We start from the raw sequence: 19,538 nt of genomic DNA on the forward strand, positions 1-19,538 counted from the left end.
GTCCACTTCGTTGGTGCGGGCGACCGGCGGGGCGTGCGGCCCCCCAGCGTCGACGCGGGAGAGGGTGCCGTCTTCAGTGACATGAGTCCCACCGAGACCATCCTGAGCCATCTGCCGCAGGTGGCCGCCTGGACCGACGGCGCCGAGGCCGTCGACCCCAAGCTGCGCGGCGGCGCGACGGGCGCCCCGGGCCGGCTCGACCTGCCCCTCGCCACCGAACTCGCCTCCTGACTCCGGGGCGAGGGCTGGCCGGTGCTCGTCACCCACGTCTCCGCCCGTGGCAACCGCGCCTGGACCCTGGAGCGGGCGATCACCCTGGCCGACCGGGAGCTGCGCACGGCGCACAACACCAGCACCTACGGCCAGGGCCCGCCCGAGACCGTCCCGCCGGCCGGCGGCCTCGATCTCGCCCTCGATATAAGGAGCATGACGGTCACTCAGGTCATGCACCGCATCGCCGAACGGCTCGGCATCGAGGACGACCCCCGGCCCGAACGGCTCGGCGCCCTGCGCGTCCCGCTCTCCGCCGTCCTCGTCGGCATCGACCAGGCCACCGACCCCGACGCCCTGCTCGGCCTGCTGGACCGGCTGGCCCGGCAGGGGGCGCGGCTGCTCCTGGTCTTCCGCCAACGCGGGGCACGCCTCGACCAGGCCGGCGAAACCTTCGTCCAAGTGGCGGTTCACTCAGGCGCGGCTCCACAGCGGTAGCAGACCCCTGCCCTGGGACCGGCCCGCTTCGGCGGCGGGGTGGCGGGTGGTCGGGTCGAGGGCGTTGTCGCCGATCGCGGTGAGGGAGGCCTCGTCGGGGGCGATGACCGTCACCTCCGTGCCCTGGGCGCGGAGGTCCTCGACGGCCCGCTCCAGTGGCTGTTCGCTCGGGAACGGCTCGGCGCTGCCCATCGGCGCGATCACGAGCACCCGTGCGCAGCCGGCGGCCAGGTCGGCGTTGGCGATCGAGCGGACGCCGCCGTCGACGTACCGGCGCGCCCCGATCGTCACCGGCGGCCACACCCCCGGCACGGCGCAGCTCGCCGCGACCGCGTCGACCAGGGGCACGTCGGAGTCCCGGTCGAAGATCCGCGGTTCCCCCGTCTCCGCGTCCACGGCGACGACCTTCAGCGCACGCTCGGGCCAGGTGTGGGAGGGCAGCCGGGACTCGATCACCGCGCGCCGCTCCGGTTCCGGGACCGTCCGGGCCTCAAGGGCAACCCGTCCCACCGCGCGCCGCATCTCCGGTACCGACGCCGCGCTGCCCAGGGCCGCCCCGATCTGCTCGGCGAACTTCTCCAGGTCCATCTCGGCCATGATCTCGGCGGACTGCAGCGCGGGATCCACCTGCCGGGCGTACAGCTCCTCCAGGCCGAGTCCGCTGCCCACCTGCGCCGCGACCGCCGACCCGGCGGAGGTGCCGACCAGCAGCCCGGCGCCGGTCACGTCCTGCCCGGCGTCCGCGAGCCCCGCCAGCAGCCCGGTGATCCAGGCGATCCCGCCCACACCGCCGCCGCCCAGCACCAACGCGTCGGTCATGTCAGCTCCTCGAATTCCGTGATCCGCAAGGCACGTTCGTGATCCACAAGGGACAACGGCGGCCGGCCCGCGCGCGTTCCCCGGGCCCCGGGACCGGGTCCGAGTCCGGCTACAGCCAGTCCTTGCGCTTGAAGACGAGGTACAGGCTGACGCAGACCACACCCATCAGGGCGATCGCGAACGGGTAGCCGAGCACCCAGTGCAGTTCCGGCATGCTGTCGAAGTTCATGCCGTAGATCGTGCCGACGAGGGTGGGCGCGAACAGGATCGCCGCCCAGCTGGAGATCTTCTTGACCTCCTCGTTCTGCTCGAACCCCGCCTCCGCCAGCGCCCGCATCTCCGCGTTCTGCTGCTGGGTGACCAGCGTCGCGTTGACGGTGAGGATCTCGGTGAGGGCCTGGCGGAAGCCGTCGACGCGCTCGCTGGTGTGGGTGACGTGGTCGGCGACGTCCCGCAGATAGCGCTGGAGCTCCTCGTGCGTCTCGTACTTCGCGAACCCGGCGATCAGCCCGTGCAGCATGCCGACCAGGGGGCGGGTGGCGCGCTGGAACTCGACCGTCTCGCGGGAGAGTTCGTAGATGCGCCGGGAGACCTCGGGGTCGCCGCGGAAGACCTCCGTCTCGATCTCGTCGATGTCGTTCTGGACACCGGCGACGACCGGCGCGTACCCGTCGACGACCGCGTCGAGGATCGCGTACAGGACCGCCTCCGGGCCCAACTTGAGCAGGTCGGGCGAGTCCTCCATGCGGCGCCGCACCGCGGACAGGTCGGGCGCCGCCCCGTGCCGGACCGTGATGACGAAGTCGGGGCCGACGAAGACGTGCAGCTCGCCGAAGTCGACCTCCTCCGGCGCGTCCAGATAGCGGGCGGCACGCAGGACCACGAACAGGGTCTCGCCGTACCGCTCCAGCTTCGGCCGCTGGTGCGCCTCCATCGCGTCCTCGACCGCGAGCGGGTGCAGATCGAACTCGGCTGCCAGGGAGAGGAGTTCGTCCGCCGGGGGCCGGGCGAGGCCGATCCAGGCCATACCCGAGGGCTGCTCGCGCAGCTCGCGGAAGGTCTCGGCGAGCGTGGCGGGGGAGGAGACCCGGACGCCGTCCCGGTACAGGGCCGCCTCGACGACGCTCACCGGCACGGCCTCCTCGGGCTCCGGGCCGGGCGAGGTCCCGACGGCGGGGGCGGCCGGCGCGGCGGTGACGGCGCGGCGCCAGACGGACTTCCGGCCGCCGTTCCGGCCGCCGTTCCTGCCGCCTGGACGCTCAAGCATCGGGGCTGCCTCTCCGTCGAGCCTGGGTACGGCGTGATCACGATGCGGGGGTACGTGCAGGATAGCCGTGGCTTCCCGCTCCGTGTGCCCGGTGCCGGTCCAGGGTTCGGTGAGAGATCGTGCGCGCGGGTTCGTACCGCGCTGAACCGCCTGAGGACGGATCAGGGCCGTACGGCGCCGAACCACCCCCTGACGGATCAGGTTCGTACGGCGCTGAACCGCCCCCCCGGACGGTTCAGCGCCCCACGTATGGAGAGGGAGGCGTTGCGGGCCGCTCGTGGAGGCCCGCAACGCCTCCCTGGTATTCGCCCGAGCGCTGCTCAGGCGGTCTTCTTCCGGGTCACGAGGCGACCTGCGCGCTCACCAGGTCCGAGAAGGTGGCCAGCCGGGTGTAGACACCCGGGTAGCCGGCCTCCGCGCACCCCTCGCCCCAGGAAGTGATCCCTGCCAGGACGCCCCCGACAAGCAGGGGACCGCCGCTGTCGCCCTGGCAGGTGTCGACGCCGCCGGACTGGTATCCGGCGCAAACCATGTCGGACTGGACGAAGTCCGAGCCGTAGGAGCCGCGGCAGTCGCTGTCGGCGACGATCGGGACGGTCGCCGTCCGCAGCTGGTCGGAGGAACCGCCGCTCTCCGAGGTGGTGCCCCAGCCGAGGATCCGGGCCGTGGTGCCGGCCGTGTAGACATCCGTCCGGGACGAGGAGACGTACGACGCCGGTGTGTACGGCATCGGCGCCGACAGGGTCAGGACGGCCACGTCGCCGCCGCTGGTGGCGTCCGTGTAGTCCGGGTCGACCCAGATCCTGCTGACCTTGCCGACCGTACCGCCGGTGCCGTTCAGGTAGGTCCGGCCGCCGACCACACGGACACTGCCCGCCGACTCGCCGACCATGCAGTGCGCGGCCGTCACCACCTTCTTGGCGGCCACCAGGGTGCCACCGCAGAACTGGCTGCCGGACGCGTCGGTGATCTGCATCATGAACGGGTAGGCCGTCGTGGTGGTGGCCGTGCCGCCCACGATGGGGCTGGGTGCGGCGGTCGCCGTGGGGGAGGCGATCAGCGCGGTCGCCGCGGCGGCGGCGGTGGCCACCACCGCCGTGGCGGTCTTTCTTGCACGTCTGAGCCCGAACATGCGTCTCCTCGTGGGGGGTTGCCGGTGGGGGGTCGCACGGGCGGGAGGTACGGCACGGGGGTCTCGGGACAGACCCCCGTATGCCCGGGCGAGCGGCACGCCCATTACGCTAGGACCCGGAACTCCCGCCTCCCAATGAGGGAACCCCCTAGGGGGGCAGGTGAGGGAAAACCCTCGGTCCGGCTCAGTTAACTCGCGCCGCACTCAGCGCGCGCGCTTACCTGCGGCCAATCGGACGATGTCCACCCGCGACCGGATCCCCAGCTTGCGGTAGACCCGGGTCAGGGTCGCCTCCACCGTCTTGACGCTGACGAACAGCCGGGCGGCGATCTCCCGGTTGGTGGCGCCCTCCATGACCAGCGCGGCGACCTGACGCTCCATCGCGGCCAGCCCCGCCAGCACGTCCGGGGCGTCCGGGACGCCCTGGGTGTCCGGCACCGGGCGGGCGGGGACCGGCTCGGGACCGGTGACGGCCTCCTCCACCTGGCGCAGCCAGGGCAGCGCCCGGCAGCGCCGGAAGAGCCTGCCGGCCTCGTCGTACGCCGTCGCCCGGCGCAGGCCCGCCTCGGGGCGGCGCAGGCGCAGCCGGGCCAGGGCGAACGCGGCCCGGCCCTCCTCCAGGCCGTAGCCGAGCTTGCCGAGCCGGTCCTGAGCGGACGTCAGCTGGGCGACGGCCGCCTCATGGTCCCCGTGGGCGGCCCGCACCAGCGCCTCCGCCCGGTCCAGGACGGCGAGGACACTCTCCCGGCCGAGCCGGAGGGCGTGCTCGCGGCTGGAGTCGATGACGTCCTGCGCCTCGGCCGGCTCACCGACACGGACCAGCGCCTCGGCGAGGTCGCCGTGCCAGCGTCCACGTGCCGGGTCGGTGATGCCCAGGTCCTGCTCCAGCCGGCGCACCCGGCGCAGCGAGCGGACCGTGCCGGCCGGGTCGCCGGCCACCAGCTGGGCGTACCCGAGCGCGCCCAGCGCCCGCGACAGGTACATCTGGTCGCCGTCCTCCTCGGCGTGCCGCACGGCCTCCCGGGCCAGGGCCAGCGCCCGGTCCACGTCGCCGCCCGAGGCCTCGGTGAGCGAGGTCAGCATCGCCGAGGCGGTCCTGCCGATCCCGCAGTCCCGGGCCAGCCGCAGGCTGTCCCAGGCCAGTTCGAGGGCCCGGCCGCACTGCCCGGTGTGCAGCTCGACCTCGGCGAGGGCGCGCAGGAAGTGCACCTCGCTCTCCACCGAGCCGCGCCGGCGCACCTCGCGCAGCAGCACGGTGATCGTGGCGCGGGCCTCGGCCAGCTGGTCGCCCATGACCAGCCAGCGGAACCGGGCGCTGCCCGCGCCGTTGTGATGGAACGCCACCCGGGGGTCCTGGGGCTCCTGAAGGGCACGCTTGATGGTGTGGGGCGCCTCCGGGTGGCCCATCAGGGTCTCCGCCTGCGCCTGGAAGGCCAGCGAGAGCAGCTCGGTGCGCCGGTCGTCGCCGCGCGCGGCGAGGTCGGCGGCGTGCGCGGCGGCCTCACGGGCCTCGGTGAAGTCGCCCTCGACGATCAGCGCGCGCCAGGCCAGCTGGTAGTGCACGAGGGCCAGCAGCCGCGGGTCGTCGCCGGCGTCGGCGAGGGCCTGCGGGAAGAGGGCGTCGACCTCGACCATGGTGTGGCCCGCGGTGTCGATGACGATCATCCAGGCACGCACCCGCTCCACGGGCGCCGTCGCCCGGGTCAGCACCTCGCGGGCGATGTCCCGGGCCAGGTCCAGGTCCCCCGCCGTGATCGCGTCCTCGGCGGCCTGCAGGCGCCGCTCCTCCGGTCCCGGCAGGCTGTCGGCGGGGGTGTGCCGGGCGGCGAGCAGCCCCAGCTGGGCGGCCACCGACGGCGCGCCACGGTCCCGGGCGAGGGCCGCGGCCTCGGCGAGCCTGGCGGCCACCTCGGGGTCGGTGCCGGTGGTGGCCAGGGCCAGGTGCCGGGCGCGTTCTATCGGGTCGGAGGCGGCCGTGGACAGGGCGGCGTGCGCGGCCCGCCGTTCCGGTGCCGGTGTCTCCGCGTACAGGGCGGCGGAGATGAGCGGGTGCGCGAACCGTACGGCCGGGGCCTGCGTGTCGGTGGCGAGCAGTCCGAGTTCGGCGGCCTGGGCGCACTCGGCCTCGGCGTTCTCCCGGCCGGCCGCGCGCAGCAGCGCCGGGGTGGGGCGGGCGCCCGCGCTGGCGACCAGCAGGGTGCGGCGGGCCTCGACCGACAGCATGTCGAGACGACTGAGCACCAGGGCGCGCAGCGAGGTCGGTACCGGCAGCGGCTCGCCGGGCCGGGGCGGGGTGGGGCTGTCGCCGAGGGCGCGGCCGAGTTCCAGGGCGAACAGCGGGTTGCCGCCGCTGGTGCGGTGGATCTCGCGGACGGTGGAGCGGGACAGGGCGCCGTGGCCGCGGTGGTCGAGCAGCTGTGCCACCTGGGTCCGGCTGAGCGCGCCCAGCCGGAAGGAGACGGTGTCCGGCGGGCAGGCGCGCAGATGACGGTCGTACTCCTGGCTGTCCTGGCCCTCCGTGCGTACCGCGCACAGGAGTTGCACCGGGGTGCCCTCAAGCCGGCGGGCGGCGAAGCCGAGCAGTTCGGCGCTGGCGGGATCCAGCCACTGCAGATCGTCGGCGACGATCAGGACCGGCCCCTGGGCGGCGAGCGCGCGCAGCGCGGAGAGCACCGCGAGGCGCAGGGCGAGGCCGTCGCGCTGGAGACTGGACTCGCCGCGTCCGGTGAGGGCCGACTCCAGGGCGGTGCGCTGGGCGGCGGGCAGCCGGGGCGCGACCTCGTCGAGGACCAGGCCGAGGAGGTCGGCGAGGGCGAGGAAGGGCAGGTGCGATTCGGACTCGGTGGCCGAGCAGCGCAACACGGTCCGGGCCGTGCCACCGTATTCGTCGGCCAATGCCCGCAGGACGGTCGATTTTCCTATTCCGGCGGGGCCGTGCAGCAGCACACTGCCCCCGGAGGCCAGGTGGTCCCGTGCGCCCGCGAACAGTTCGTCGCGGCCGATGACCAGGTCGGGGCGGCATCGGGCAGGCTCCTGGAAGTCCCGTCGCACGGTCACCGCTCCCCTCGTGTGTCGTGTCCGGGCCAAATTCTAGGCAACGATCCATGGAATTCGGACGGAAGTCGTGGTGAGGGAAATAACAAACAGTCAAAGATGTGGGAATTCAATGCACCGTCCCATGAATGGGCAGGTTTCCTTACTGGCGCCGGGCTCCCTGGGAAGCGGGCCCGGCCAGGGGGTGTCGTTCGGATCAGGCCGGCTGGGACCGACAGTACGGACCGGCCGACCCGAGCGGGGCCGGGTGCGTGCGGCTGCCCGGCGGAGGAACGAGCCGACGCGATGAGGGTCCCCCCGCGCGAGCGGAGTCGGGCGTGGGGGAGCTGAGCGTGCGGGAGTCGTGCGTGCGGGACTTGTGCGTGCGGGAGTTGAGCGTGCGGGACTCGTGCGTGCGGGAGTCGGCGAGCGACGACAACGCCGCAGATGTGCGCGCCAGGCCCCGCGACGCCGGGGTGATCCATACGACCCCTCCCTAGGGCAGCAGTCCGGCTCGGCGTGCCGCGGTCACCGCCTCCCCTCGCGTGTGCGCGCCCAGCTTCCGCATCGCCGAACGCAGGTACCCCTTCACGGTCTCCGGGCGCAGGCCCAGCCGCTCGGCCACCACCGCGTTGGTGGCACCCGCCGCGACCCAGGACAGCACGTCCAGCTCGCGCGGCGCCAGGCTCGCGACCCCGGCGGTGTGCGGACCCGTCAACAACTCGCAGGCGGCGAGCAGTTCGGCACGCAGCCGCGGGTCGGCCAGCCGGGGCGCGAGGGCGCGCAGCGCGGCGTGCGCCTCACGCACCTGCTCCCAGTCGGCCCCCGCGCCCGGCTCCGGCCGCGCCGCCGCCAGCAGCCCGCGCGCCTCCTCCCGCACCACCAGCGCCTGTTCCACGTCCCGGGCCGCGGCCACCGCCGCCGACAGCGTGCGGTCGCCGAGCGGCTGGGCCGAGCGCAGCGCGCCGTACAGCACCCCGCGCACGCGCCGGCGCACCACCACCGGCACCGCGAGCACCGAGTGGATGCCCTCGGCCGCCACCGGGACGTCGTACTCGTGGCTGATCTGCCGGGAGCTGGAGTAGTCCGTGACGGCGCACGCGCGGGCCAGCGCGACCGCCTTGCCGCCCAGCCCGTTGCCCGAGGTCACCGCGAGCGAGCGCAGGGCCGCCGTGGTGGTGCCGCTCAGCTCGCTGATACGGATCTGCGGCCGGCCGGCCTCGACCAGCCCGCCGAAGGCGACCGGGAGCCCGGTCGTACGCCGCAGCCGGGCCAGCGCACCGCGGATCTCCACCGCCGCCACGGCCTCTGCTGCCACGTCATCGCTCCTTCGGCGCATCCTTCGATGCGGCTTTCTCGCTGCCACTACCCCCGTTCGGGGGTAGTGAGACCTGCATCACGGATTAGACGATGCGAAGGAGCCGCCCGGCAATGGCCGGGAACCGGGAGTGAGCCCCCGGGCGCGCCGGGGCGAACCACCGGAACGAGCGAGGAGGACGCTGATGACGACGGCGACGGAGCTGTTCCGCGGTGCGCGGGACTTCCTGCTGGAACACCGCGAGGACTACGCCACCGCCTACGAGGGCTTCGCATGGCCGCGGCCCGAGCGGTTCAACTGGGCGCTGGACTGGTTCGACGTGATCGCCGACGGAAATGACCGGATCGCGCTGCACATCGTCGAGGAGGACGGCGGCGAGACCAGGCTGTCCTTCGCCGAACTGGCCGAGCGCTCGGCCCGGGTCGCGAACCATCTGCGCGCCCGGGGCGTCGGAGCCGGGGACCGCGTCCTCGTCATGCTCGCCAACCAGGCCGAGCTGTGGGAGATCGCGCTGGCCGCGATGAAGCTGCGGGCCGTCGTCATCCCGGCCACCCCGCTGCTCGGGCCCGCCGACCTGCGCGACCGGGTCGAGCGGGGCGAGGTGCGGCACGTGGTCGTCCGCTCCGAGGACGCCGCCAAGTTCGCCGACGTGCCCGGTACCTACACCCGGACCGCCGTCGGGGGAGCGGTCCCGGAGGGCTGGGAGCCGTACGAGGACGCGTACACCGCGCCCGCCGCGTTCGAGCCCGACGGCCCCACACGGGCCGACGACCCGCTGATGCTGTACTTCACCTCCGGTACGACCGCCCGCCCCAAGCTGGTCGAGCACACCCACGTCTCGTACCCGGTCGGCCACCTGGCCACGATGTACTGGGTCGGCCTCAAGCCCGGCGACGTGCACCTGAACATCTCCTCGCCCGGCTGGGCCAAGCACGCCTGGTCCAACCTGTTCGCCCCGTGGAACGCCGAGGCGACCGTCTTCCTCTTCAACTACACGCGCTTCGACGCCGGCCGGCTGATGGCCGAGATGGACCGGGCGCAGGTGACCACCTTCTGCGCGCCGCCCACCGTGTGGCGCATGCTCATCCAGGCCGACCTCGGCCGGCTCGCCACCCCGCCCCGCGAGGTCGTCGCCGCGGGCGAGCCCCTCAACCCCGAGGTCATCGAGCGGGTCCGGCGGGCCTGGGGCGTCACCATCCGGGACGGCTTCGGCCAGACCGAGACCGCCGTCCAGGTCTCCAACAGCCCCGGCCAGCGGCTGAAGACCGGCTCCATGGGCCGGCCCAGCCCCGGCTACCGCGTCGAACTGCTCGACCCGGCCACCGGCGCGCCCGGCGCCGACGAGGGCGAGATCTGCCTCGACCTGTCCGCGCACCCGGTGGGCCTGATGACCGGCTACCACGGCGACCCCGAGCGCACGGCGGAGGCGATGGGTGGCGGCTACTACCGCACCGGCGACATCGGCTCCCGCGACGCCGACGGCTACATCACCTACGTGGGCCGCGCCGACGACGTCTTCAAGGCGTCCGACTACAAGATCAGCCCGTTCGAGCTGGAGAGCGCGCTGCTGGAGCACGAGGCGGTGGCCGAGGCCGCCGTCGTGCCCGCGCCCGACGAACTGCGGCTCGCCGTGCCCAAGGCGTACGTGGTCCTCGCCGAGGGCTGGGAACCCGGCCCCGACACGGCGAAGGTCATCTTCGAGCACTCCCGTGAGGTGCTCGCGCCCTACAAGCGCATCCGCCGGCTGGAGTTCGGCGCGCTGCCCAAGACCGTGTCGGGCAAGATCCGCCGCATCGAGCTGCGCGAGGCGACCGCCGCGGGCTCGGCCGGCGAGTACCGCGAGGAGGACTTCCGGTGAGCGAGTCGTCGTACACGCACGGCACGGGCACGACCGCGCTGCTCGGTGACACGATCGGCGCGAATCTCGACCGGGCGGTGGCCGCCTGGCCGGACCGTGAGGCGCTGGTCGACGTGCAGCCGGGGCGGCGCTGGACGTACGCCGAGTTCGGGGCGGACGTCGAGGAGCTGGCGCAGGCGCTCGTCGCCAGTGGCATCGCCAAGGGTGACCGGGTGGGCATCTGGGCGGTCAACTGCCCCGAGTGGGTGCTCGTCCAGTACGCCACCGCCCGCATCGGCGCGATCATGGTGAACATCAATCCGGCCTACCGCACCCACGAGGTCGAGTACGTCCTCGACCAGGCCGGGGTCTCGCTGCTGTTCGCCTCGCTCAGCCACAAGGCCAGCGACTACCGGGCGATGGTCGAGCAGGTCAGGGGCAACTGCCCCGCGTTGCGTGAGGTCGTGTACATAGGGGACCCGAGCTGGACGGCGCTGCTCGGCCGGGCGACCGGCGACGCCCCGTACGAACTCCTGTCCTGCGACGACCCGATCAACATCCAGTACACCTCGGGCACCACCGGCTTCCCGAAGGGCGCCACCCTCTCCCACCACAACATCCTCAACAACGGCTATTTCGTCGGGGAGTTGATCGCCTACACCGAGCAGGACCGGGTCTGCGTCCCGGTGCCGTTCTACCACTGCTTCGGCATGGTCATGGGCAATCTGGCGGCCACCTCGCACGGCGCCTGCATGGTGATCCCGGCCCCCTCCTTCGAGCCGAAGGCCACGCTGGAGGCCGTCCAGCAGGAGCGCTGCACGTCCCTGTACGGCGTCCCGACCATGTTCATCGCCGAGCTGAACCTGCCCGACTTCGCCTCGTACGACCTGTCGTCGCTGCGCACCGGCATCATGGCGGGCTCGCCCTGTCCGGTGGAGGTGATGAAGCGGGTGGTCGCCGAGATGCACATGGAGGAGGTCGCCATCTGCTACGGCATGACGGAGACCTCCCCGGTCTCCCTCCAGACGCGCCGGGACGACGACCTGGAGCACCGCACCGGCACGGTCGGCCGGGTGCTGCCCCACCTGGAGGTCAAGGTCGTCGACCCGGCCACCGGGGTGAATCAACCACGCGGCACGGCAGGGGAGTTGTGCACCCGCGGCTACAGCGTGATGCTCGGCTACTGGAACGAGCCGGAGAAGACCGCCGAGGCGGTCGACGCGGGCCGCTGGATGCACACCGGGGATCTCGCGCTGATGCGCGAGGACGGGTACGTGGAGATCGTCGGCCGGATCAAGGACATGATCATCCGGGGTGGCGAGAACATCTACCCGCGCGAGGTCGAGGAGTTCCTCTACGCCCACCCGGGGATCCGGGACGTCCAGGTCGTCGGCGTGCCGCACGAGACGTACGGCGAGGAGGTCCTCGCCTGCGTCATCCCGCACGACGGCACCGACCCGCTCACCCTGGAGGCGCTCCATGCCTTCTGCCGCGGCCGGCTCGCGCACTACAAGATCCCGAGCCGGCTGCAGATCCTCGACTCCTTCCCGATGACCGTGTCCGGGAAGGTGCGCAAGGTGGAACTGCGGGAGCGGTACGCGGGCTGAGGCGGGGGAGAGCTGCGCGGGCTGAGGCGCGGGAGGGGTGCGCGGGCTGAGCGTGGCCGTGGCCGATCGGCGGGAGTGCCGGGGGCGGTGGGTCAGGTGTCCGTGGTGTTCAGCTTCTCGGCCGGGTCGTTCACCGGCTGAGGGCTGCCCGTGAGGTCCAGCACGAACAAGGGGACGCCCAGCGTGTCGGCACGCGCGCGGGCGTCCTCGGTGTATCCGGCGAGGGAGAAGTAGACGCACACCGCGGACTCCGTCATGGCCGTCAGCCACAGGCACTCCACGTCCCGTACCGAGGCCGGGCGCACGGTGGGGTCCACCTGGGCGACCAGGCCCGGAGCGGCGATCCCGATGCCGGACGGGGGCCGCTGGTCGGCGCGGCGGACGGCGCCGTACCCGAGCCGGCGCAGATACAGAACCGCGGCGGTGACCGCGTCGCGGGCGGTGCGTATGGTGACGGGCCGGAACGCGGCCCGGCCGGCGGCGGCCTGTGAGGCGTCCGCGATCTGTGAGGCGTCCGCGATCTGTGAGGCGGCCGGGACCTGTGAGGTGCCCGCGATCTGTGAGGCGGCCGGGACCTGTGAGGTGCCCGCGATCTGCGAGGCGGCCGGGGCCTGTGAGGCGGCCTGGGTCGGCCGCGGCGGCGCCGGGGCGTCGGTCACCGCGAGGCGCAGGACCGTGCCGCACGGGCAGCCCAGCTCCGGGTGCGGCCAGTGGCTGGTGCGGCCGCAGCCGCCGCACCGCACGGTGACCCAGTCCTCGTCCCAGCTGCGGTGCTCCAGCACGGCGGGCCCGGTGGCCGGGTCCAGCCGCGGGGCGGCCGGGGTGCCGCAGGCGCACGGATACGGCGGCGCGGTGTAGAGGTGCGCCCGCCGACAGGCCGGACAACGCACCGGCACGCTCTCGGGCATGGCCCCTCCCGGCGTCATGGCGATACGGCGCTCCCATCGTGCTCCTGCCGGACCTTCCGTGTCCCTCTCTTGACGACCTTCGGCACCCCCCCTACATTGATTTCAGATAGCAGAAACTACTTTCCGCAATACGGAAGTACTCGCCGCGGGGCGCGACGGGAGTACGCATCCGACAGCCGAAGCAGGAGTACTCGATGGCTCGTATGACCGCTGCCCGAGCGGCAGTTGAGATCCTCAAGCTCGAGGGCGTCACCGACGCCTTCGGCGTGCCGGGCGCGGCGATCAACCCCTTCTACAAGGCGCTCAAGGAGGGGGGCGGCATCAGCCACACCCTCGCCCGCCACGTCGAGGGTGCCTCCCACATGGCCGAGGGCTACACCCGCACCAAGCCGGGCAACATCGGTGTCTGCATCGGCACGTCGGGCCCGGCCGGCACCGACATGATCACCGGCCTGTACTCGGCCATCGGCGACTCCGTCCCGATCCTGTGCATCACGGGCCAGGCGCCCACCCACGTGATCCACAAGGAGGACTTCCAGGCCGTCGACATCGCCTCGATCGCCAAGCCGGTCACCAAGATGGCGGTCACCGTCCTGGAGGCCGCGCAGGTCCCCGGCGTCTTCCAGCAGGCCTTCCACCTGATGCGCTCCGGCCGCCCCGGACCGGTCCTGATCGACCTGCCGATCGACGTGCAGCTCACCGAGATCGAGTTCGACCCGGAGACCTACGAGCCGCTGCCGGTCTACAAGCCCGCCGCGACCCGCGCCCAGATCGAGAAGGCCCTCTCCTTCCTGCTGGACGCCGAGCGCCCGGTCATCGTCGCAGGCGGCGGCATCATCGGCGCCGACGCGAGCGACCTGCTGGTCGAGTTCGCCGAGCTGACCCAGACCCCGGTCATCCCGACCCTGATGGGCTGGGGCGCGCTGCCCGACGACCACGAGCTGAACGCCGGCATGGTCGGCGTCCAGACCTCGCACCGCTACGGCAACGCCAACTTCCTGGAGTCCGACGTCGTCCTCGGCATCGGCAACCGCTGGGCCAACCGCCACACCGGCTACAAGCTCGACGTCTACCGCGAGGGCCGCAAGTTCGTCCACGTCGACATCGAGCCCACCCAGATCGGCAAGATCTTCCCGCCGGACTACGGTGTCGTCTCCGACGCCAAGGCCGCGCTGGAGCTGTTCGTCCAGGTCGCCAAGGAGCTGAAGGCCGAGGGCCGGCTGCCCGACCGCGCAGACTGGGTCGCCTCCACCCAGGAGCGCAAGGCCACCCTGCTGCGCCGCACCCACTTCGACAACGTGCCGATGAAGCCGCAGCGCGTGTACGAGGAGATGAACAAGGCCTTCGGCCCGGACACCCGCTACGTCACCACCATCGGCCTCTCCCAGATCGCCGGCGCGCAGATGCTGCACGTCTACAAGCCGCGCCACTGGATCAACTGCGGCCAGGCGGGCCCGCTCGGCTGGACCATCCCGGCCGCGATCGGCGTCGCCAAGGCCGATCCGGACTCCCCGGTCGTCGCCCTGTCCGGCGACTACGACTTCCAGTTCCTGATCGAGGAGCTGGCGGTCGCCGCCCAGCACCGGATCCCCTACGTCCACGTCCTGGTGAACAACGCCTACCTGGGCCTGATCCGCCAGGCGCAGATCGGCCTGGACATCAACTTCCAGGTCAACCTGGAATTCGAGAACGTCAACGCCCCGGAACTCGGCGTCTACGGCGTCGACCACGTCAAGGTCGCCGAGGGCCTGGGCTGCAAGGCGATCCGGGTCACCGAGCCCGAGCAGCTGGGCGCGGCCTTCGAGCAGGCCAAGAAGCTGGCGGCCGAGTACCGGGTGCCGGTCGTCGTCGAGGCGATCCTGGAGCGCATCACCAACATCTCGATGAGCCGGACGATGGACATCAGCGACATCTCCGAGTTCGAGGACCTGGCCACCGAGCCCGGCCACGCGCCGACGTCGATCAAGCCGCTGAAGGTCTGAGCATGCGAAGGTCTGCGCATGTGAGGGCCTGAGCATATGAAGGTCTGAGCACAGGCGCACGAGGGGCGGTTCCATCCTGGGGGATGGGGCCGCCCCTCACGCATGGACGTCCCCGCAGCCGAAGCCCCCGCCGCCCCCGCCCTCGCCGCTGCCCCAGGACGTGCGCAGTCCGCGTTCCGTGGTGCCGCCGCGGCCCGTCAGGCCCGCCTCCCGGGTGAAGCGGGGAGCCAGCAGGGTCAGCGCCTTGTCGCCGTGGAGGGCCACCAGCAGGAGCGTGTCGTCGGGGGACAGGCCGGAGCGGTGGGCGGGCAGCGGGTTGCGGGAGCGCAGGCGCCTGAGCACCCGGCGGGCGGCCCGGGTGGGGCCCGGGAGGGTGCGGCGCAGCATGCCCGCCGCGATCAGTTCCGCGCGCAGTCCCGCCAGGGCCTTGCGGACGCCCTGCCGGTCGAGCAACTGCCGTAGCCCGGCGGGACGGTAGAGGGCCGCGTGCACCGCTCGCGCGAGGGCCGGCACAGGGCCTCGCGGCGCCGGGCCCGAGGTCCGCATCGTGCCCGCGCTTCCGGCCTCCACGGCACCCCGCAGATGCAGCCCCAGCACGGCCACCGTCACCGCGGCGCGGGTTCCCCCGCGCAGCAGGGCGAGCGCGTGCGGGTCCGTCGGAACGTTCGTCTCACCGGCCATGTCACACCCCCCTGCGGGGCCCGCCGTCCCCGTGCCGACGGGCCCCGCTCAACGGTGTTGTGCCCGCCCGAACCGGCGGGCCAAGCCTCCTCGGCGGTAGTTCAGAGGTGGATCTGAGGGTTGCGTAGGCCCGGGTACGGCCGCTGCCGTACCCGGGGTCGTCACACCTCGTGCTCCGACAGTCCGGGCCAGTCGTCCGGGCCGCCGCCCTGCCATTCGACGACGTCGCTCTCCTCGACCTCGACCCGGTCCAGGTCGGCCAGCCGCAGGATCTCGATGACGTCGTCCAGGTGGGAGGCGAGCCCCAGGGTCACGTCTCCCTCGGTGACCCGCCGGGATCCGTCCAGGGCCGGGGCGTGGACCACGATGTGCGGGTACTGCGTCGGATTGCCCATGGCTTCAGCGTCCTGCGGATACGGCCGTCGCGCACGTCGTGTCCGGGACACCGGCCGGGGCATGCGAAAGCGCCCCCGGGCCGGGGGCGCTGCGGTGGTGCGTGGTGTCCGTCCGACGGCGCGAGGCTGGGCGCGACAGGTCGTTCGCGCCGCCGGACGGGGCATGGGGCCTCCTGCGGAGGCGGTGGCTGGGGACCGCGGCGCATGCGATGAGACCCGGGGCCCTTCCCTCTGGTCGAGAAGGGGACTCGGATCCTTCACCACCGCACTGGCTCGCACGGCGCCGCGGTCCTGCCCTGCCCGCACTGCCGGGCGATCACCCCTCATCCGGATCGCTCGGCGGCGGGTCCTGCGCGTCCGGAGACCCGACCTCCCCGTCGGGTCCCGGACGCAGTTCGTCGGCTCAGTCCTCGCGCAGGGCGCGGACCGCCTCCTCCACGCGCCTGCCGTACTCCGGGTCGGCGGCGTGGAAGTGGGCCAGGTTCTTCTCGATCACGTCGTCGCGCGAGACCTGGGAGAGGCCGCCGGCGATGTTCGCGACCAGGCGGGACTTCTCCTCCGCGGACATCAGGCGGTACAGCTCGCCCGCCTGGTAGAAGTCGTCGTCCTTGGTGTGCTGCGGGGCCACGTGGGTGCCGGTGTGGCCGGACACGGCGAGCGGGGCCGACAGCGGGCGGCCGGTCTCGGCCGGGCCGTCGTACGAGTTGGGCTCGTAGTTCTTGGCGTGGCGGCCCTGGGAGTTGGACGCCATGAGACCGTCGCGGCCGTAGTTCTGCGCGGTCGTCGCCTTCGGGGCGTTGACGGCCAGCAGGGTGTGGTTGACGCCCAGGCGGTAGCGGTGCGCGTCCGCGTAGGCGAACAGGCGGCCCTGGAGCATCTTGTCGGGGGAGGGGCCGATGCCCGGAACGAAGTTGTTCGGGGAGAACGCGGCCTGCTCGACCTCGGCGAAGACGTTGTCCGGGTTGCGGTCCAGCACGAGGCGGCCGACCCGCCGCAGCGGGTAGTCCTTGTGCGGCCACACCTTGGTCAGGTCGAACGGGTTGAAGCGGTAGTCGGCCGCCTCGGCCGCCGGCATGATCTGGACGTACAGGGTCCAGGACGGGTGCACGCCCCGCTCGATGGCCTGCAGCAGGTCCGTCTGGTGGGAGTTCGGGTCCTTGCCCGCGGTCTCCGCGCCCTGCTCGCTGCTCAGCGAGCGCACGCCCTGGTTCGTCTTGAAGTGGTACTTGACGAAGAAGGCCTCGCCCTCGGCGTTCGTCCACTGGTAGGTGTGCGAGCCGTAGCCGTTCATGTGGCGGTACGACGCCGGGATGCCGCGGTCGCCCATCAGCCAGGTCACCTGGTGCGTGGCCTCGGGGGCGTGGGCCCAGAAGTCCCAGACGTTGTCCGGCTCCTGCTTGCCGGTGAACGGGTCCCGCTTCTGCGAGTGGATGAAGTCGGGGAACTTGATCGGGTCCTTGATGAAGAACACCGGGGTGTTGTTGCCGACGAGGTCGTAGTTGCCCTCCTCGGTGTAGAACTTCAGCGCGAAACCGCGCGGGTCACGGACCGCGTCGGCGCCGCCGAGCGAGTCGGCGACGGTCGAGAAGCGCGCGAACACCTCGGTGCGCTTGCCGATCTCGCCGAGGAAGGCCGCGTGGGTGTAGCCGGTGACGTCGTCGGTCACCTCGAAGTGGCCGTAGGCGCCGGAGCCGCGGGCGTGGACCACACGCTCCGGGATCCGCTCACGGTTGAAGCGCGCGAGCTTCTCCAGGAGGTGCTGGTCCTGGAGGAGGAGCGGGCCGCCGACGCCGGCGGAGGCGGAGTTCTGGTTGTCTGCGACCGGGGCGCCGGACTCCGTGGTGAGAGTTCGCGCCGTGAGCACGCGCTTCGACATCGTGGACCTTCCGTGCGAGAGTCAGCGGAAACCTGTTTCCGCTTCGTGGAGCCTAGAAGTGGGGCGATCTGAGCGTCAACAGTTTGTTGAAGCAGATTCCGGGCCGCGGCGCCGCCTGGGCGCGACAGGACAGGTGTCGGCGGCGCCGCGGACCGGAGGTTCGGGGGTCGTCGGACCGTCGTCAGACCTGGGCGCCCGAGAGGCGCTCCACGGCCCGCAGCAGGGCCGAGTGGTCCAGGCCGCCGTCACCCTGCGCGCGCAGGGAGGCGACCATCTGGGCGACCACGGCGCCGACCGGCAGGGCCGCGCCGACGTTGCGGGCGGCGTCGGTGACGATGCCCATGTCCTTGTGGTGCAGGTCGATGCGGAAGCCCGGCTTGAAGTCGCGGTTCAGGAAGTTGTCCTTCTTGCGCGTCAGCACGGTCGAGCCGGCGAGGCCGCCGTTGAGGACGTCGAGGGCGGCCGCGAGGTCCACGCCCGACTTCTCCAGGAAGACCACGGCCTCGGCGCACGCCTGGATGTTCACGGCGACGATCAGCTGGTTGGCCGCCTTCACGGTCTGGCCCGAGCCGTGCGGACCGCACAGCACGATGGTCTTGCCGAGCGCCTCGAAGATCGGCTCGGCCTGCTCGAAGTCGGCCTGCTCGCCACCGACCATGATCGACAGCACGGCCTCGACGGCGCCGGCCTCACCGCCGGACACCGGGGCGTCCAGGACGCGGATGCCCTTGTCCTTGGCGGCGGCGGCCAGGTCGACGGAGGTCTGCGGGGTGATCGAGGACATGTCGATCAGCAGCGCGCCGGGCTTCGCGTTCTCCAGGATGCCCGAGGGGCCGTAGGCGATGGCCTCGACCTGCGGGGAGGCGGGCACCATCGTGATGACCACGTCGGCGTCGCGCACGGCCTCGGCGATCGAGGAGGCGACGGTACCGCCGGCCGCGGCCAGCCGGTCCAGCTTGTCCTGCTCCAGCGTGAAGCCGGTGACGTCGTAACCCGCCTTGATCAGGTTCTCGGACATGGGGGAGCCCATGATGCCGAGGCCGATCCAGGCGATCGCCGGGCGGGAAGAGTCCGCAAGGTTGCTCATGATTGGGGTGCCTCTCTCAACTGCTGTGCAAAGTCGGGGGGTTCAGCGCGCGGGGCGCGCTTCGCGCGGGAGCCACTCGAAGGCCTCGGCGCTGGGCTTGTCGCCCGGCTTGTACTCCAGGCCCACCCAGCCGTCGTAACCGGCCTTCCGCAGCTGGTCGAGCAGCTCCTCCAGGGGGAGCGAACCCGTCCCGGGGGCGCCGCGGCCGGGGTTGTCGGCGATCTGCACGTGGCCGGTCTTCGCCGCGTACCGCTCGATGACCGAGGGCAGGTCCTCGCCGTTCATGGACAGGTGGTAAAGGTCCATCAGGAACTTCGCGTTCCCGAGGCCCGTCGCCGCGTTGACCTTGTCGACGACCTCGATCGCGGCCGGTGCCGACACCAGCGGGTACAGGGGCGACTCGGGCCGGTTCAGGGTCTCGACCAGCAGGATCGCGCCGATCCGGTCGGCCGCCCGCGCCGCGAGGGCGAGGTTCTCCAGGGCGAGCGCGTCCTGCTCGGCCGCGTCCACGCCCTCCACGCGGTTGCCGTACAGCGCGTTGAGCGCCGTGCAGCCCAGGGAGGCGGCGAAACCGGCGGCCACGTCGATGTTGGCGCGGAACCTCTCGGACTCCTCGCCGGGCACCGACAGGGCGCCGCGGTCCGGGCCCGGCAGCTGTCCGGCGTAGAAGTTCAGCCCCGTGAGCTGTACGCCCGCGTCCTCGATCGCCTTCTTCAGGGCGTCGAGCTCGGACTGCTCGGGGGTGGGGGAGTCGACCCAGGGCCACCACAGCTCGACCGCGGTGAAGCCCGCCGCGGCGGCGGCCGCGGGACGCTCCAGGAGCGGGAGTTCCGTGAAGAGGATCGACAGGTTGACGTTGAAGCGCTGGTCTGCGAATCCCATGTGGGT

General features: G+C 72.4%; 15 protein-coding genes. 4 read left to right on the forward strand and 11 right to left on the reverse strand.

The window, feature by feature from the left end; genetic code table 11:
* The first annotated feature begins 252 nt into the window (after positions 1-252).
* Positions 253-708, forward strand: coding sequence for a hypothetical protein (locus tag ACGFYV_RS20520; protein ID WP_393879820.1), 456 nt, complete (start codon positions 253-255; stop codon positions 706-708).
* On the opposite strand, the gene ACGFYV_RS20525 is transcribed toward ACGFYV_RS20520, so the two are convergent.
* From ACGFYV_RS20525 to ACGFYV_RS20545, 5 genes are all read right to left on the reverse strand, one after another.
* Complete coding sequence (locus tag ACGFYV_RS20525; protein WP_393879821.1) at positions 685-1,527, reverse strand: patatin-like phospholipase family protein; 843 nt, start codon at positions 1,525-1,527, stop codon at positions 685-687. The genes ACGFYV_RS20520 and ACGFYV_RS20525 overlap by 24 nt on opposite strands.
* A gap of 109 nt (positions 1,528-1,636) precedes the next feature.
* Positions 1,637-2,794, reverse strand: coding sequence for a magnesium and cobalt transport protein CorA (locus tag ACGFYV_RS20530; protein WP_393879822.1), 1,158 nt, complete (start codon positions 2,792-2,794; stop codon positions 1,637-1,639).
* Positions 2,795-3,134: 340 nt separating this feature from the next.
* The gene (locus ACGFYV_RS20535) at positions 3,135-3,926 is read right to left on the reverse strand and encodes a S1 family peptidase (RefSeq protein WP_393879823.1); all 792 of its coding nucleotides are present in this window, start codon (positions 3,924-3,926) and stop codon (positions 3,135-3,137) included.
* 204 nt (positions 3,927-4,130) lie between these two features.
* Positions 4,131-6,983 carry an AAA family ATPase gene (locus ACGFYV_RS20540; RefSeq protein WP_393879824.1) on the reverse strand — a complete coding sequence of 951 codons (2,853 nt, stop codon included), beginning with the start codon at positions 6,981-6,983 and terminating at the stop codon, positions 4,131-4,133.
* Between the two features lie 472 nt (positions 6,984-7,455).
* The gene (locus tag ACGFYV_RS20545; RefSeq protein WP_393879825.1) at positions 7,456-8,298 is read right to left on the reverse strand and encodes a response regulator transcription factor; all 843 of its coding nucleotides are present in this window, start codon (positions 8,296-8,298) and stop codon (positions 7,456-7,458) included.
* 163 nt (positions 8,299-8,461) lie between these two features.
* On the opposite strand from ACGFYV_RS20545, the gene ACGFYV_RS20550 reads away from it, so the two are divergent.
* Together ACGFYV_RS20550 and ACGFYV_RS20555 are read left to right on the forward strand one after the other, a co-directional pair.
* On the forward strand, positions 8,462-10,135 hold the full coding sequence (locus ACGFYV_RS20550; protein WP_393879826.1) for an AMP-binding protein: 1,674 nt from the start codon (positions 8,462-8,464) through the stop codon (positions 10,133-10,135).
* Positions 10,132-11,721: an AMP-binding protein gene (locus ACGFYV_RS20555; protein WP_393879827.1), complete on the forward strand. Its 1,590-nt coding sequence runs from the start codon at positions 10,132-10,134 to the stop codon at positions 11,719-11,721. Before ACGFYV_RS20550 ends, ACGFYV_RS20555 begins: the two co-directional genes overlap by 4 nt.
* 92 nt (positions 11,722-11,813) lie before the next feature.
* Here ACGFYV_RS20555 and ACGFYV_RS20560 read toward each other — a convergent pair whose 3' ends face one another.
* Positions 11,814-12,629, reverse strand: a complete 816-nt coding sequence (locus ACGFYV_RS20560; protein ID WP_393879828.1) for a hypothetical protein — start codon at positions 12,627-12,629, stop codon at positions 11,814-11,816.
* 194 nt (positions 12,630-12,823) lie between these two features.
* Between ACGFYV_RS20560 and gcl the strand changes: the two genes are divergently transcribed.
* Positions 12,824-14,611, forward strand: coding sequence for a glyoxylate carboligase (gcl, locus tag ACGFYV_RS20565; RefSeq protein WP_393879829.1), 1,788 nt, complete (start codon positions 12,824-12,826; stop codon positions 14,609-14,611).
* Positions 14,612-14,707: 96 nt separating this feature from the next.
* Here gcl and ACGFYV_RS20570 read toward each other — a convergent pair whose 3' ends face one another.
* The 5 genes from ACGFYV_RS20570 to ACGFYV_RS20590 all read right to left on the reverse strand — a co-directional run bounded on the left by ACGFYV_RS20570 (position 14,708) and on the right by ACGFYV_RS20590 (position 19,532).
* Positions 14,708-15,292 (reverse strand): TIGR04222 domain-containing membrane protein, encoded by a 585-nt coding sequence (locus ACGFYV_RS20570; RefSeq protein WP_393879830.1) that lies wholly within the window; start codon positions 15,290-15,292, stop codon positions 14,708-14,710.
* Positions 15,293-15,453: 161 nt separating this feature from the next.
* Positions 15,454-15,687, reverse strand: a complete 234-nt coding sequence (locus tag ACGFYV_RS20575; RefSeq protein WP_393879831.1) for a hypothetical protein — start codon at positions 15,685-15,687, stop codon at positions 15,454-15,456.
* Positions 15,688-16,090: 403 nt separating this feature from the next.
* Positions 16,091-17,563 (reverse strand): catalase, encoded by a 1,473-nt coding sequence (locus tag ACGFYV_RS20580; protein ID WP_393879832.1) that lies wholly within the window; start codon positions 17,561-17,563, stop codon positions 16,091-16,093.
* A gap of 181 nt (positions 17,564-17,744) precedes the next feature.
* A complete protein-coding gene (locus ACGFYV_RS20585) occupies positions 17,745-18,650 on the reverse strand; it encodes a 2-hydroxy-3-oxopropionate reductase (protein WP_393879833.1) in 906 nt (301 codons plus the stop codon).
* 42 nt (positions 18,651-18,692) lie between these two features.
* The gene (locus tag ACGFYV_RS20590) at positions 18,693-19,532 is read right to left on the reverse strand and encodes a TIM barrel protein (RefSeq protein WP_393879834.1); all 840 of its coding nucleotides are present in this window, start codon (positions 19,530-19,532) and stop codon (positions 18,693-18,695) included.
* Positions 19,533-19,538 lie beyond the last annotated feature (6 nt).

Origin of the sequence: Streptomyces sp. NPDC048297 (assembly GCF_043201585.1) — a bacterium.
Taxonomy (GTDB): Bacteria; Actinomycetota; Actinomycetes; order Streptomycetales; family Streptomycetaceae; genus Streptomyces.